Raw genomic sequence first — 13283 nt, 5'->3', positions numbered from 1 at the left:
CCTGTTACATCCTGGAGATTGTTATGAAATCAGTGGTTATTCATGCTGAGGGCAACGTCTGCGTTGAAGATCGCCCTGAACCCCAGTTGCAGCATGAGGATGAGGTGAAGGTGAGAGTAGTCAGCTCCGGCCTGTGCGGCTCGGATATTCCGCGCATCTTCGCTAACGGCGCGCATTTTTACCCTATTACCCTTGGGCATGAGTTCAGCGGTTATGTCGAAGCCTGCGGCCCGGCGGTTACCGATCTGCACGCTGGCGACGCCGTGGCCTGCGTACCGTTGCTGCCCTGCTTTGACTGCCCTGCCTGCCGCCGTGAGTACTACTCGCTGTGCAAACGCTACCAGTTTATCGGGTCGCGCTGCGACGGCGGCAATGCCGAATACATTGTGGTTAAGCGCCCCAACCTGGTTCGCTTACCTGTGGATCTGCCCATTGAAGATGGGGCGTTTATTGAACCGATAACCGTTGGCCTGCACGCATTTCACCTCGCCGAGGGCTGCAAAGATAAAAACGTGGTGATCGTCGGGGCTGGCACTATCGGGCTGCTGGCAATGCAGTGCGCACGAGCCTTAGGGGCGAAAAGCGTCACCGCCATTGATATCAACCCTGACAAATTAGCGCTGGCCACTGCACTTGGTGCCACCCGCACCTTTAACAGCCGCGAGCAGAGCGCGGCTGACATCCTCGCCGGGCTGGAAGCAGAGAGCTTCGACCAGCTTGTGCTGGAAACGGCTGGCACACCACAAACGGTCTCGCTGGCTATCGAAATCGCCGGACCGCGTGCGCAGGTGGCGCTGGTAGGGACGCTGCATGACGAACTCACGCTTACTGCTACGGTATTTGGGCTGATTTTGCGTAAAGAGCTGACGCTTATCGGCAGTTGGATGAACTACTCCGGCCCCTGGCCTGGGGAGGAGTGGCATACCGCGGCGCGTTTGCTGACGGAAAAACGCCTCGCCCTTGAGCCGCTGATCGCCCATCGCGGTGGCCCCGAAAGCTACGCGCGCGCGGTGCAGGCGCTGAATGGCAAACCAATGCAGGGAAAAATCCTGCTGCGCCTTGATTAAGCGACAGAGCCAGCAACCTGCGCTGGCTCACATTTCCTTTCGAAAGTTAACGTTCACGTTTCACAAACCTTCGATTACACTACGGAGAGTTAATTCGCAGGCAAATCAACATGAACTCATTTGAACGAAGGAATAAGATCGTCGATCTGGTGAATGCGCAAGGAAGTGTGCTGGTCATTGACCTCTCCAACAGCTTTGGTATTTCAGAAGTCACTATCCGCGCCGATCTGCGGCTGCTGGAAGAGAAAGGTCTGGTGACGCGCTTTCACGGCGGCGCAGCGAAGCCGGGCAGTTATATGCTCGACAGCGAAAATCAGGAAGTGGTGCTGGAAGATCGCTACAAACTGGCGAGCGACCCGAAGAAGCGTATCGCTCAGTCAGCCGCGGCGATGATCGATGAAGGGATGACGATTATCCTCGACAGCGGCAGCACCACCATGCTGATTGCCGAAGCGCTGGCGAAAAAAAGCAATATCACCGTCATCACTAATAACCTCCCCGCCGCGTTTGCTCTGTCGGAAAATAAGGACATCACGCTGGTGGTGTGTGGCGGCACCTTGCGGCATAAAACCCACTCAATGCACGGCACGATTGCAGAGCGATCGCTGCAGGGTATCAGCGCCGATATTATGTTTGTTGGTGCAGATGGCATCGATCCGACCCATGGCATCACCACCTTTAATGAAGGCTACTCCATCAGCAGCGTAATGGCAGCGGCGGCGCATAAGGTTGTGGCAGTGGTGGACGCCAGCAAATTTAACCGCCGCGGCTTTAATCAGGTGCTGCCGATGGAGAAGATCGACTGCGTGATCACCGACGAAGGGATTGGTGAGAAAGAGAAAGCGGCACTGAGAAAACTGGGTAAGGATCTTCGGGTGGTTTAATGCCCTGCTGCCTTGGTTAGCGGGCCGCTGCCATTTTACCTACCAGTGGCCCCTTTCTTCGCACCGACACGCAGCAGCTTTCCCTTTTGCTGTATCGATTGCAGGTAGCGCTCCGCCTCGCTAAAGGAGGATATTTGTTACGACATCTCTTCCGACAGGTTATCCGACAAGGTAAATGAAGAATTAAGCCCCTCTATCAACTCCGCCATCTCAACGACCTGGTTGAGGATCGCGGCGGTGATGGTAAAGGGAGGCACATAGCGGCTCATCGGTGTTACCCCTGGTTATCCAGCGCGTATTTATAGAGGGCGTTTTTCTTTACGCCGTGGATTTCTGCGGCCAGCGCGGCGGCTTTTTTCAGCGGCAGTTCGGCTTGCAGCAGCGCCAGCGTTCGCAGCGCATCGGCGGGCAACGCGTCCTCCTGCGCTTTATGGCCTTCGACGATCAGCACCATCTCGCCTTTGCGGCGGTTCTCATCCTCTTTCACCCACGCCAGCAGCTCGCCGACCGGCGCGCCCTGAATGCTTTCCCAGGTTTTGGTCAGCTCGCGCGCCAGCACCACGTAACGGGACGGGCCCCAAACCGCGACCATATCCTCCAGGCTCTCCAGCAGGCGATGGGTCGATTCGTAGAAGATCAGCGTGCGCGGCTCGGCCTCAATCGCTTTGAGCGCATCGCGGCGGCCTTTTGATTTCGCCGGGAGAAAGCCTTCGTAGCAGAAACGATCGGAGGGCAGCCCTGCCGCACTGAGAGCGGCAATCGCCGCGCAGGGGCCGGGCAGCGGCACAACGCGAATGCCAGCTTCGCGGCAGGTACGCACCAGGTGATAGCCAGGATCGTTAATCAGCGGCGTGCCCGCATCCGAGACGAGGGCAATGTTCTGCCCCTCTTTCAGCTTCGCCACCAGCATTTGCGCTTTTTGCTGCTCATTATGGTCGTGAAGGGCAAACATCCGCGCATTGATGGCGAAATGTTGCAGCAGTAAACCGGTGTGGCGGGTATCCTCAGCGGCAATCAAATCAACGTCTTGCAACACGGTTAATGCGCGTTGGGTAATATCAGCCAAATTCCCGATGGGAGTAGGTACAATGTAAAGCTGACCTTGAGAATTCTCCGCCGATTCGTGTTGTTTCATTGTTTCATCCGTATTGCCGATTTAATATTGAGCACTGCGTAAAAAATATCACTGGATACAGTATGCTACCGTCAAAATTTCTTCGTTCGAAAGCCACGCGCTGCCTGCCTGTGGTGCTGGCCGCCCTGCTGTTCGCGGGCTGCGGCACACAGTCAACAGACCAGAGCACCTCGCATATGCAGGGCTCAGCGCAGGCTGATTCTGCCTACTACCTGCATCAGATGCAGCAAAGCACAGATGATAGCAAGACCAACTGGCAATTACTCGCCATTCGTGCACTGCTCAAAGAGGGCAAAACCCAGCACGCCAACGAGCTGTTTGGTCAGCTGCCGCAGGATCTGAACGATACGCAGCGTAAAGAGTACGCGCTGCTCGCCGCCGAAATGAAGCTGGCGCAGCGTGATGTAGCCGGTGCGCAGGCGCTGCTTGATAAGATTGATCCCGCTGAGCTTGAGAAGAACCAGCAGGCGCGTTACTGGCAGATCGCCATTGCCGCCGCGCAGGGTAAACCCTCTCTGACGCTGCTGCGCGCCCTAATCGCCCGCCAGCCGCTGCTGACAACACCGGAAGAGCAGCAGAAAAATATCGATGCCACCTGGCAGGCGCTCTCCTCCATGACCCAGGATCAGGCCAGAGCGCTGGTGATCAACGCCGATGAAGTGACCCTACAGGGCTGGCTCGATCTGCAACGGATGTGGTTCGACAACCGCAACGATGCCAAAATGCTGAAAGCCGGTATCAGCGACTGGCAGACCCGCTACCCGCAGAACCCGGCGGCGAAAATGCTGCCGACTCAGCTCTCCAACCTGCAAAATTTCAAACCGGCGTCGACCAGTAAAATCGCCCTGCTGCTGCCGTTAAACGGCCAGGCGGCGGTGTTTGGTCGCGCCATCCAGCAGGGTTTTGCAGCGGCGAAAAACGGCGCTTCGCCGGTCTCCGGCCCGGCTGTCCCGCAGCAGGTGGCGCAGGCCGCCACCTCTGACGTGGTAAGCCCTTCACAGGCAAATGTTGCCGATCTGACCAGTGGCGATGCGCAGCAGAACGTCGCCGCACCGAATGCCCAGCCGGTACAGGCACCGGATAGCGCGGCGCAGAGTGCTCCTGCCAGCGAAGCACAGCCTGCCGGGAATGCGCAGCAGCCTGCAGCGAATACGGAGCAACCGGCTGCGAATGCGCAGCAAACGCCTGCGGTGACAGCACCACAAACCACGCCATCTCAGCCCGTCGCCGTTACCGCCCAATCTAACGCGGGCGCGGAGCTGAAAATCTACGACACCAGCGCGCAGCCGATGGATCAGATCCTCAACCAGGTTCAGCAGGATGGCGCAAGCATCGTCGTTGGCCCGCTGTTGAAAAACCACGTTGAAGAGCTGATGCGCAGCCATACCACCCTCAATGTGCTGGCGCTTAACCAGCCGGAGCAGGTCGAGAACCGGCCGAATATCTGCTACTTCGCTCTGTCGCCGGAAGATGAAGCCCGCGACGCGGCGCGCCATATTCACGATCAGGGCCGCCAGGCACCGTTGCTGCTGATCCCGCGCAGCGCGCTGGGCGATCGCGTCAGCACCGCATTTGCTGACGAGTGGCAGAAAATCGGCGGCGGCGTTGTGCTGGCGCAGAAATTTGGTTCCACCGCTGAGCTGCGTATGGGGCTGAATGGCCGCTCCGGCATCTCAATGACCGGCAGTCCGGTCTCCGCCAGCCTGCCGCAGCAGCAGGGCGTGACCATTGGCGGCCTCAATATTCCGGCACCACCGAGCGATGCGCAGATTAGCGGCGGCGGCAAAGTCGATGCGGTCTATATTCTGGCGACGCAGGATGAAATTGCGCTGATCAAACCGATGATCACCCTGCGCACCGGCAGCCAGAGTGGTGTGATGCTCTACGCCAGCTCGCGCAGCGCGCAGGGCGGCGCAGGGCCGGACTTCCGTCTTGAGATGGAAGGGCTGCAATACAATGAGATCCCGATGCTCGCGGGTGGCAATCCTTCCCTGATGCAGCAAGCGCTGCGCAGTGTGAATAACGACTATTCACTGGCGCGTCTCTACGCGATGGGCGCGGATGCCTGGTCGCTGGCGAATAACTTCTCGCAAATGCGTCAGGTGCCGGGCTTTGAGCTGAACGGCAACACCGGCGACCTCACCGCCACCCAGGATTGCGTGATCAACAGGAAGTTGTCATGGCTCAAATACCAGCAGGGGCAGATCGTCCCGGCAAACTAACCCGCAAACAGAGCGGCGATGCCTGGGAGATGCAGGCGCGCCGTTTTCTGAAGAGCAAGGGATTGCGTTTTATCGCCGCCAACGTGCGCGAGCGCGGCGGCGAAATCGACCTGATTATGCGCCACGGTAGCACCACCGTCTTTGTCGAGGTGCGCTACCGCGCCTCGGCGCGTTTTGGCGGCGCGGCAAGCAGCGTAACCCTCGCCAAGCAGCGTAAATTGCTGCATACCGCCCATTTGTGGCTTGCCCGGCACAATGGGAGTTTTGATACTGTGGATTGCCGGTTTGATGTGGTAGCCTTCACCGGAAATGACGTTGAGTGGCTACAGAACGCCTTTGGCGGCCACGCATAATTGCTCAATCATAGGGATTACCGTGCTCGAACGAATTAAAGTCTGCTTTACGGAAAGCATTCAAACTCAAATTGCAGCTGCGGAAGCGCTGCCCGATGCGATTTCCCGCGCAGCCATGACAATGGTGCACTCCCTGCTCAACGGCAACAAAATCCTCTGTTGTGGCAACGGCACCTCCGCCGCCAACGCACAGCATTTTGCTGCCAGCATGATCAACCGCTTTGAAACAGAGCGTCCCAGTTTACCTGCCATTGCACTTAATACCGATAATGTGGTCTTAACCGCGATAGCGAATGACCGTCTGCATGACGAGATTTATGCCAAGCAGGTGCGCGCCCTGGGTCACAACGGCGACATTTTGCTGGCGATCTCCACCCGGGGTAACAGCCGCGATATCGTGAAAGCCGTGGAAGCGGCGGTGACGCGCGATATGTCGATCATCGCGCTGACCGGTTATGACGGCGGCGAGCTGGCCGGGCTGCTGGGCCCGCAGGATGTGGAAATTCGTATTCCTTCTCACCGCAGCGCGCGTATCCAGGAGATGCACATGCTGACGGTGAATTGCTTGTGCGATTTGATTGATAACACGCTTTTTCCTCACCAGGATGATTAAGGAGTACACATGAAGGCATTTACGCCCCTCGCAGTCCTTATTTCCGCACTGCTGCTACAGGGTTGCGTTGGCGCAGTGGTGGTCGGGTCTGCCGCCGTCGGCACCAAAGCCGCGACGGATCCCCGCACCGTGGGCACCCAGGTGGATGACGGCACCCTGGAACTGCGCGTCAACAGCGCGCTGTCTAAAGATCAGCAGTTGAAGAAAGAGGCGCGTGTTAACGTCACTGCCTATCAGGGGAAAGTGCTGTTAACCGGCCAGGCGCCGAACACTGAACTCTCCTCACGGGCGAAACAGATTGCTATCGGCGTTGAAGGCGCAACGGAAGTCTTTAACGAGATCCGTCCGGGTCAGCCGATTGGTCTGGGAACGGCCTCGTCCGATACCTGGATCACCACCAAAGTGCGCTCGCAGTTGCTTGGCAGCGACCAGGTGAAATCCTCTAACGTGAAAGTCACCACCGAGAATGGCGAAGTGTTCCTGATGGGTCTGGTCACCGCGCGTGAAGGCCAGGCCGCGGCGGATATCGCCAGCCGCGTCAGCGGCGTCAAGCACGTCACCACCGCCTTTACCCTGCTCAAATAATGAAAAAGCCCGGTTGATACCGGGCTTTTTTCTTTCACTTCACGCGTTACATCAGCGCGACAAATCCGGTCAGCATTCCGCACACCGCCACCAGCGCGGCGGTCAGCCACAGGGCTTTTGCCGGGAAGGATTTACGCAGCATCACCAGCGATGGCAGGCTTACCGCCGGCAGCGTAATCAACAGCGCCAGCGCAGGCGCCATGCCCATTCCCGCCAGCATCATGGTCTGCACAATCGGGATCTCTGCCGCCGTTGGAATGACAAACAGACAGCCGGCAATCGCCATTGCCACCACCCACAATACCGTGTTATCCACCGCGCCATCGGCATGGGGGAAGAGCCAGACGCGCGCTGCGCCAAGTACCAGCACGGCAAGAATATAGACCGGGATGGTGCTCCAGAAGAGCTGCCACAGCGCTCTGCCCCAGCGTGACATAAAGCTGCCCTGCGGCTCCGGCAGCGTAATATCGACGGCTTCCGCCTGCTGTGGGCTCTCTTTAACCACGGTCTGCACGATCATGGCGACGCCAAGCACCGTCACCAGCCCTGCCACCAGGCGAATGGCGGCGAAGTGCCAGCCGAGCACAAAGCCCATAAATACCAGCGTTGCGGGGTTAAGCAGCGGGTTGCCCATCCAGAAGGCGAGCGCGCCGCCCATCGAAACCCGCTGGCGACGCATACCGGCCGCGACGGGCGCCGCACAGCAGGAGCACATCATGCCCGGTAAAGAGAAGAGTGTGCCGAGCAGCGTGCCGCGAAAGCGCTGCTGTCCGAGCGTGCGCAGCAGCCAGTCACGCGGGATCAGCACCTGAATCAGCGAGCCAAGCAGCACGCCAAGCACGGCGGCTTTCCAGACGGCGAGGAAATAGACCATGGCGTAATCCAGCGCCGCCTTAAGCGGGCTGGCATCAGCCTGGGAGAGAATCGATTTACCAATGCTGTGCGTCTCAGCGGCAGTGAAGGCTTTGCCGTAGTATGGCTGCCATTTCACGAACCAGAGACCAACGATAACAACAAGAAAGAACAGTGCGGGTTTCCACCATTGGATCGGTGTCGCCGCATGAGGTGAAGACTGACCAGCCATAACATGCCCCGGGGATAGTGTAGTTTTTAGCCCCGGCATAGTACGCCTGAATTGCTATTTTGCAAACGGGCTCTGCGCTGCCATCGCCCGCAGCTGTGCCGATTCGATAATCTCAACGCCGCGATTGTCGCCAGAATGGGCCGCGGCCAGCAGCGCGCGGGCGACATCCTGTGCGGCAATCGACTTCCAGTTGCCCGGGAGCAGGCGGAAAAGCGGTGCCAGCAGCGATTCGTTAGCGCGCTTTTTCTCGCGTTCGCCGAGCAGCATCGACGGACGCGCCAGCGTCAACGATGGCCACTGTTGAGCGATAAGCGCCGCCTCCATCTCCCCTTTCACCCGGTTATAGAAAAAGGGCGAATGTGCATTAGCGCCCATCGAGCTCACCACCAGCATCTGTCTGGCTCCGAGCCTTTGGCCGGTTAATGCCGTATCCACCACCAGTGTAAAGTCGGCCAGCACAAACGCCTCTTTGCTGCCCGCTTCGCGCCGCGTGGTGCCGAGGCAGCAGAAGACCGTATCAACCGGTTCGGTGACCTGCGCCAGCGCATCGCTGAGCTGCGGATCATGCGGATTAATGACGCCTTCGGCACTTTGCAGTGGGCGACGCGTGGGCGCATAGATGGTGCTGACGCCTGGTTCCGCCATCAGCAACCGCAACAGATGCCCGCCTACTAAACCGGTCGCGCCGGTGATTAATACCCGCTCCATCCCTTCTCCTTTACAGACGAATCTGCCTTGCAATGTCAGCCTCGTGAACCAGGCTTACGGTTACTGGTGAGTTACAGTATGGATAACTCCCTTTCTGAAGCCAAAACAACGGAGGAAGTATGAGCAAGAAAATAGCGGTCTTGATCACCGACGAGTTTGAAGATTCAGAATTCACCTCTCCGGCAGAAGCGTATCGCAAGGCCGGACATGAGGTTGTGACGATTGAGAAAGAGGCCGGAAAAACCGTCACCGGCAAACAGGGCGAGGCAAAAGTTAAGATCGATAAAGCCATTGATGACGTAAGCCCGGATGAATTTGACGCCCTGCTGTTACCTGGCGGTCACTCTCCTGACTCCCTGCGCGGCGACGATCGCTTTGTCACCTTTACCCGCGAGTTTGTTGACTCCGGTAAACCGGTATTCGCCATCTGCCACGGCCCACAGCTGCTGATTAGTGCCGACGTCATTCGCGGCCGCAAACTGACGGCGGTAAAACCGATTGTGATTGATGTGAAAAACGCCGGTGCCGAGTTCTTCGACCAGGAAGTGGTAATCGATAAAGATCAGCTGGTCACCAGCCGTACGCCTGATGACTTACCGGCATTTAACCGCGAAGCGCTGCGTCTACTCGGTGCCTGAGTCGCGTAACCAGTGAAACTTTTTACCAAACCCCAGCGTGTTGTCGGTGAATTTGATTTCGCGAAGGCGAATCTTCCACATCGGGGCTGACAATGCGCGGGCTATCGGAAAGCGTCGGTTGTAGCGTTCGCGCAGCACCGCGCTTTCCGCCTCTTCCAGCCGTTTTATCTCACCGGAAAACTGTACGCCGCGAATCAAGGCAACGCTTTTCGGCTGCCCATTAACCGTACCCGCCACCAGAGCGTGTGATCCTGTCATCTGCGAATGGCGCGTTTTATCTTCGCTCAGCACATAGAAGGCGACAGCCTGCGGATCGTAGATATAAAAGGCGTTGGCGCACCAGAGTTCGCCCTCCTTCGCCACGCACCAGGTCACGACATGCTGCTTTGCCAGCCAGCGGTTAATCGCCGCAAGGGACTCCATTTTTTCTCCTTCTCATGCTATTTTTTCGCCCACCTTAACACAGCGAAGATTGCCATGACGCCCTGGTTTCTCTACCTCATCCGCACGCGCGACAACCTGCTCTACACCGGTATTACCACCGATGTCGCGCGGCGTTTTACGCAGCATCAAACGGGAAAGGGGGCGAAAGCGTTGCGCGGTAAGGGCGCGCTGGAACTGGTCTTTTCGGCGCAGGTTGGTGAGCGTTCGCTGGCGCTACGCCTCGAGTACCGCATTAAGCAGTTGACCAAGCACCAGAAAGAGCGCCTCGTTGCCGGAGAGGGCATCTTCGAGGCGCTGCGGGAAACGCTGCTGACGTCAGCGGTTAAAAGCGATTGAAGTGATCGCTGTATTCCACCAGACCACTGACGCCATTGAAGGCGTCGTCAGCAAGGCGATGTACCAGGAATGCGGCTTCGCTTTGCGACCAGGCGCAGCGTAAATCGTACTGCGAGGCGCGCTCAAAGCCCAAACGCTGGTAGAAATCAGGGTCGCCGAGCGTCACCGCAGCGGCGTAGCCAAATTCATTGAGGGAATCCAGCCCTTCATAGACGAGCTGGCGGGCGATGCCCTGACCGCGGTAGGCTTCATCCACCGCCAGCGGCGCGAGGGCGACCCACTGTAACTCTTCACCTGCGACAGCGACCGGGCTAAATGCCACATAGCCCACTACCTGCCCTTCATCGTCCGTGGCAACGCATCCCAGCGTGATCAACCCGTCTTCACGCAGATCGTGCACCAGTGACGCTTCAGCCTCGCCGTTAAAACTGCGGCGCAGCAGGGCATCAATACCGGGTGCATCAATGGGAATTTCAACTCTAATCAGCATGGCTCACCTACAGAAGGTTGTGTCGTTGCAGGCGGCGTTTTCAGGCCCGCCTCAACAAAATCCGCCAGCTGTAGCAGCATCACCCGCAGGGGTTTTGGCATCTGCTCCAGCTCAATGGCGTCCATCAGGTTTTTAACATACAGCCCCAGTTCCGTGTCCCCTTCAATAAGCAGGCGACGCTGGAAGAAAAGCGTATCCGGATCCTGTTTTCGCGCGGCAATCATCAGTAAATCGCTGGCATCGGCGCTAAAGCTGACATCCGCGTCGGCAGACTCACGTACGATCATCTGCCCATCCTCAACAGAGGTATACCACGTCAGGCCAATATCACGTACCTGAATACTTAACCAGCGTCCTTCGAGAAACTCAAGCTCACCTTCCGCCAGCGCCTGTTGGAATTGCCAGCGCAGCACCTGCTCAAGTACCTGACGTTTAAGCACAAAAGGCGTCAGCTTTACCGGAAAAGCAAGCAGTGACGGGCCAAGATGAACAAGCTGTGAGCGCAATTTTTCCAACACGACGATGACTCCCTGAAGTGATAATGCGCGCTATTTTGCCACAATCAGCCGTGTGCATAGCGGCGCACATCAACAATTACGGAATAAATGGGCAACGATTATTGCCGTCATCAATGCGCATTTAACTGCCTCAAATCAAAAATTGTCGCTGACAGGTTAACTAGAATCCCAGTTCATTAACAATTCAGTGACCCTTCGGGGTACGCCCGGGCCACTGCGCCCCAGATTGCAGGAAAGACTATGGAGTTGCTCTGCCCTGCCGGGAACCTACCGGCACTGAAAGCGGCCATCGAAGACGGTGCCGATGCGGTGTATATCGGCCTGAAAGATGACACGAACGCCCGCCATTTTGCCGGACTCAACTTTACCGAGAAGAAGCTGCAGGAAGCAGTCAGTTTCGTCCACCAGCACCGCCGCAAGCTGCATATTGCTATCAACACCTTTGCGCACCCGGATGGCTATCAGCGCTGGGAGCGCGCGGTGGATATGGCGGCGCAGATTGGTGCCGATGCGCTGATTCTGGCCGACCTCGCCATGCTGGAGTATGCCGCCGCGCGCTATCCGCACATCGAGCGTCACGTCTCCGTACAGGCCTCGGCGACCAACGAAGAGGCAATCCGCTTCTATCACCGTCACTTTGATGTCGCCCGCGTGGTGCTGCCGCGCGTGCTCTCCATTCATCAGGTCAAACAGCTTGCCCGCGTAACGCCGGTGCCGCTGGAGGTGTTTGCCTTCGGCAGCCTCTGCATCATGGCCGAAGGGCGCTGTTACCTCTCCTCTTACCTGACCGGCGAGTCGCCGAATACCGTCGGTGCCTGCTCTCCGGCGCGCTTTGTGCGCTGGCAGCAGACGCCGCAGGGGCTGGAATCACGCCTCAACGATGTGCTGATCGATCGCTATCAGGAGGGGGAAAACGCCGGTTACCCGACGCTATGCAAAGGGCGCTATCGGGTGGATGGCGAGCGCTACCACGCACTGGAGGAGCCGACCAGCCTTAATACGCTTGAGCTGCTGCCGGATCTGCTGGCCGCGAATATCGCTTCGGTGAAGATTGAGGGACGCCAGCGCAGCCCGGCGTATGTCAGCCAGGTGGCAAAAGTGTGGCGACAGGCGATCGACCGCTGCATCGCTTCACCGCAGGATTTTGTGCCGCAGCCGGCGTGGATGGAGACACTCGGTGCCATGTCAGAAGGCACCCAGACCACCCTTGGCGCGTATCACCGTAAATGGCAGTAGGTAAACCATGAAATATTCATTAGGGCCGGTGCTTTACTACTGGTCAAAAGAGACGCTTGAGGAGTTTTATCAGCAGGCGGCAAACAGCCGCGCTGATGTGGTCTATCTCGGCGAAGCAGTGTGCAGTAAACGCCGCGCCACCAAAGTCGGTGACTGGCTGGCGATGGCGAAAGCGCTGGCCGACAGCGGCAAACAGGTGGTGATTTCGACGCTGGCGCTGGTGCAGGCCTCATCGGAGCTCAACGAACTGAAGCGCTATGTCGATAACGGCGAGTTTCTGCTGGAGGCGAGCGATCTCGGGGTGGTGAATCTGTGCGCCGAGCGCAAGCTGCCGTTTGTCGCCGGGCATGCCCTCAACTGCTATAACGCCGTTACCCTGCGTTTACTGCTGAAACAGGGGATGGTGCGCTGGTGCATGCCGGTGGAGCTCTCCCGCGACTGGCTGGTGAACCTGCTCGATCAGTGCGACACGCTGGGTATTCGCCACCAATTCGAAGTTGAAGTGCTGAGCTACGGCCATCTGCCTCTCGCCTACTCTGCCCGCTGCTTTACCGCGCGCTCGGAGAATCGGGCAAAAGATGAGTGCGAAACCTGCTGCATTAAATACCCGACCGGGCGCAGCATGCGTTCCCAGGAGGATCAGCAGGTTTTCGTGCTCAACGGCATTCAGACCATGAGCGGTTATGTCTACAACCTCGGTAATGAGCTGACCTCGATGCAGGGGCTTGTCGATATGGTACGGCTCTCGCCGATGGGGAGTGAAACCTTCACCATGCTGGAGGCGTTTAAAGCGAATGAAACCGGCAGCGCGCCGCTGCCGCTGGCGTCCAATAGCGACTGCAATGGTTACTGGCGCAGGCTGCCGGGGCTGATGCTCGAGGCGTAAAAGGCTCACTTTGTTAACAGCAATCGTCGCCCGTTCATGCAGTATGAAAGTTGCAGCTTTTCTGGCCTGACGCGGCTCCTTGCG

Annotated in this window: 17 protein-coding genes; 10 read left to right on the top strand and 7 right to left on the bottom strand. The window is 58.1% G+C overall.

Annotation, left to right across the window (positions count from 1 at the left end):
• Positions 1-23: 23 nt before the first annotated feature.
• Both gatD and EH164_RS02680 read left to right on the top strand, forming a co-directional pair.
• Positions 24-1067 (top strand): galactitol-1-phosphate 5-dehydrogenase, encoded by a 1044-nt coding sequence (gene gatD / locus EH164_RS02685; protein ID WP_124967201.1) that lies wholly within the window; start codon positions 24-26, stop codon positions 1065-1067.
• A 110-nt stretch (positions 1068-1177) separates the two neighbouring features.
• Positions 1178-1951: a DeoR/GlpR family DNA-binding transcription regulator gene (locus EH164_RS02680; protein WP_023480920.1), complete on the top strand. Its 774-nt coding sequence runs from the start codon at positions 1178-1180 to the stop codon at positions 1949-1951.
• A gap of 137 nt (positions 1952-2088) precedes the next feature.
• On the opposite strand, the gene EH164_RS22845 is transcribed toward EH164_RS02680, so the two are convergent.
• Both EH164_RS22845 and rsmI read right to left on the bottom strand, forming a co-directional pair.
• Complete coding sequence (locus EH164_RS22845; protein ID WP_255411437.1) at positions 2089-2220, bottom strand: hypothetical protein; 132 nt, start codon at positions 2218-2220, stop codon at positions 2089-2091.
• A 5-nt stretch (positions 2221-2225) separates the two neighbouring features.
• On the bottom strand, positions 2226-3086 hold the full coding sequence (rsmI, locus tag EH164_RS02675) for a 16S rRNA (cytidine(1402)-2'-O)-methyltransferase (protein WP_023480862.1): 861 nt from the start codon (positions 3084-3086) through the stop codon (positions 2226-2228).
• Positions 3087-3148: 62 nt separating this feature from the next.
• Here rsmI and EH164_RS02670 point away from each other — a divergent pair, with 62 nt between their 5' ends.
• The 4 genes from EH164_RS02670 to dolP are packed head-to-tail and all read left to right on the top strand — an operon-like array spanning position 3149 to position 6859.
• The gene (locus EH164_RS02670; protein WP_124967200.1) at positions 3149-5308 is read left to right on the top strand and encodes a penicillin-binding protein activator; all 2160 of its coding nucleotides are present in this window, start codon (positions 3149-3151) and stop codon (positions 5306-5308) included.
• Positions 5266-5661 carry a YraN family protein gene (locus tag EH164_RS02665; protein WP_124967199.1) on the top strand — a complete coding sequence of 132 codons (396 nt, stop codon included), beginning with the start codon at positions 5266-5268 and terminating at the stop codon, positions 5659-5661. Before EH164_RS02670 ends, EH164_RS02665 begins: the two co-directional genes overlap by 43 nt.
• A gap of 22 nt (positions 5662-5683) precedes the next feature.
• A complete protein-coding gene (gene diaA / locus EH164_RS02660; protein ID WP_023481027.1) occupies positions 5684-6274 on the top strand; it encodes a DnaA initiator-associating protein DiaA in 591 nt (196 codons plus the stop codon).
• 9 nt (positions 6275-6283) lie between these two features.
• Positions 6284-6859 carry a division/outer membrane stress-associated lipid-binding lipoprotein gene (dolP, locus tag EH164_RS02655; protein ID WP_023480922.1) on the top strand — a complete coding sequence of 192 codons (576 nt, stop codon included), beginning with the start codon at positions 6284-6286 and terminating at the stop codon, positions 6857-6859.
• A 46-nt stretch (positions 6860-6905) separates the two neighbouring features.
• On the opposite strand, the gene EH164_RS02650 is transcribed toward dolP, so the two are convergent.
• On the bottom strand, positions 6906-7943 hold the full coding sequence (locus tag EH164_RS02650) for a permease (protein WP_124967198.1): 1038 nt from the start codon (positions 7941-7943) through the stop codon (positions 6906-6908).
• A gap of 54 nt (positions 7944-7997) precedes the next feature.
• On the bottom strand, positions 7998-8651 hold the full coding sequence (locus tag EH164_RS02645) for an NAD(P)H-binding protein (RefSeq protein ID WP_124967197.1): 654 nt from the start codon (positions 8649-8651) through the stop codon (positions 7998-8000).
• A gap of 119 nt (positions 8652-8770) precedes the next feature.
• Between EH164_RS02645 and EH164_RS02640 the strand changes: the two genes are divergently transcribed.
• Positions 8771-9289 (top strand): type 1 glutamine amidotransferase domain-containing protein, encoded by a 519-nt coding sequence (locus EH164_RS02640; RefSeq protein WP_023480806.1) that lies wholly within the window; start codon positions 8771-8773, stop codon positions 9287-9289.
• Here EH164_RS02640 and EH164_RS02635 read toward each other — a convergent pair.
• Positions 9275-9712: a YhbP family protein gene (locus EH164_RS02635; protein ID WP_124967196.1), complete on the bottom strand. Its 438-nt coding sequence runs from the start codon at positions 9710-9712 to the stop codon at positions 9275-9277. The two genes, EH164_RS02640 and EH164_RS02635, sit on opposite strands and share 15 nt — an antisense overlap.
• A gap of 54 nt (positions 9713-9766) precedes the next feature.
• Between EH164_RS02635 and EH164_RS02630 the strand changes: the two genes are divergently transcribed.
• Entirely contained in the window at positions 9767-10069 is a 303-nt protein-coding gene (locus EH164_RS02630) for a GIY-YIG nuclease family protein (RefSeq protein ID WP_042715498.1), read from the top strand.
• On the opposite strand, the gene EH164_RS02625 is transcribed toward EH164_RS02630, so the two are convergent.
• Positions 10056-10559 (bottom strand): GNAT family N-acetyltransferase, encoded by a 504-nt coding sequence (locus EH164_RS02625; protein WP_023481033.1) that lies wholly within the window; start codon positions 10557-10559, stop codon positions 10056-10058. The two genes, EH164_RS02630 and EH164_RS02625, sit on opposite strands and share 14 nt — an antisense overlap.
• Positions 10553-11077 carry an SCP2 domain-containing protein gene (locus EH164_RS02620; RefSeq protein ID WP_124967195.1) on the bottom strand — a complete coding sequence of 175 codons (525 nt, stop codon included), beginning with the start codon at positions 11075-11077 and terminating at the stop codon, positions 10553-10555. The genes EH164_RS02625 and EH164_RS02620 overlap by 7 nt, the downstream gene beginning before the upstream one ends.
• A 240-nt stretch (positions 11078-11317) precedes the next feature.
• On the opposite strand from EH164_RS02620, the gene EH164_RS02615 reads away from it, so the two are divergent.
• Positions 11318-12313 carry a peptidase U32 family protein gene (locus EH164_RS02615; protein ID WP_124967194.1) on the top strand — a complete coding sequence of 332 codons (996 nt, stop codon included), beginning with the start codon at positions 11318-11320 and terminating at the stop codon, positions 12311-12313.
• A gap of 7 nt (positions 12314-12320) precedes the next feature.
• Entirely contained in the window at positions 12321-13199 is an 879-nt protein-coding gene (locus EH164_RS02610; RefSeq protein WP_124967193.1) for a U32 family peptidase, read from the top strand.
• The last annotated feature ends 84 nt before the right edge of the window (positions 13200-13283 follow it).

Source organism: Kosakonia sp. CCTCC M2018092, from assembly GCF_003864115.1.
GTDB lineage: Bacteria > Pseudomonadota > Gammaproteobacteria > Enterobacterales > Enterobacteriaceae > Kosakonia > Kosakonia cowanii.
The sequence above is the reverse complement of the archived record's forward strand: the minus strand, read 5'-3'. Positions and strand labels throughout refer to the sequence as shown.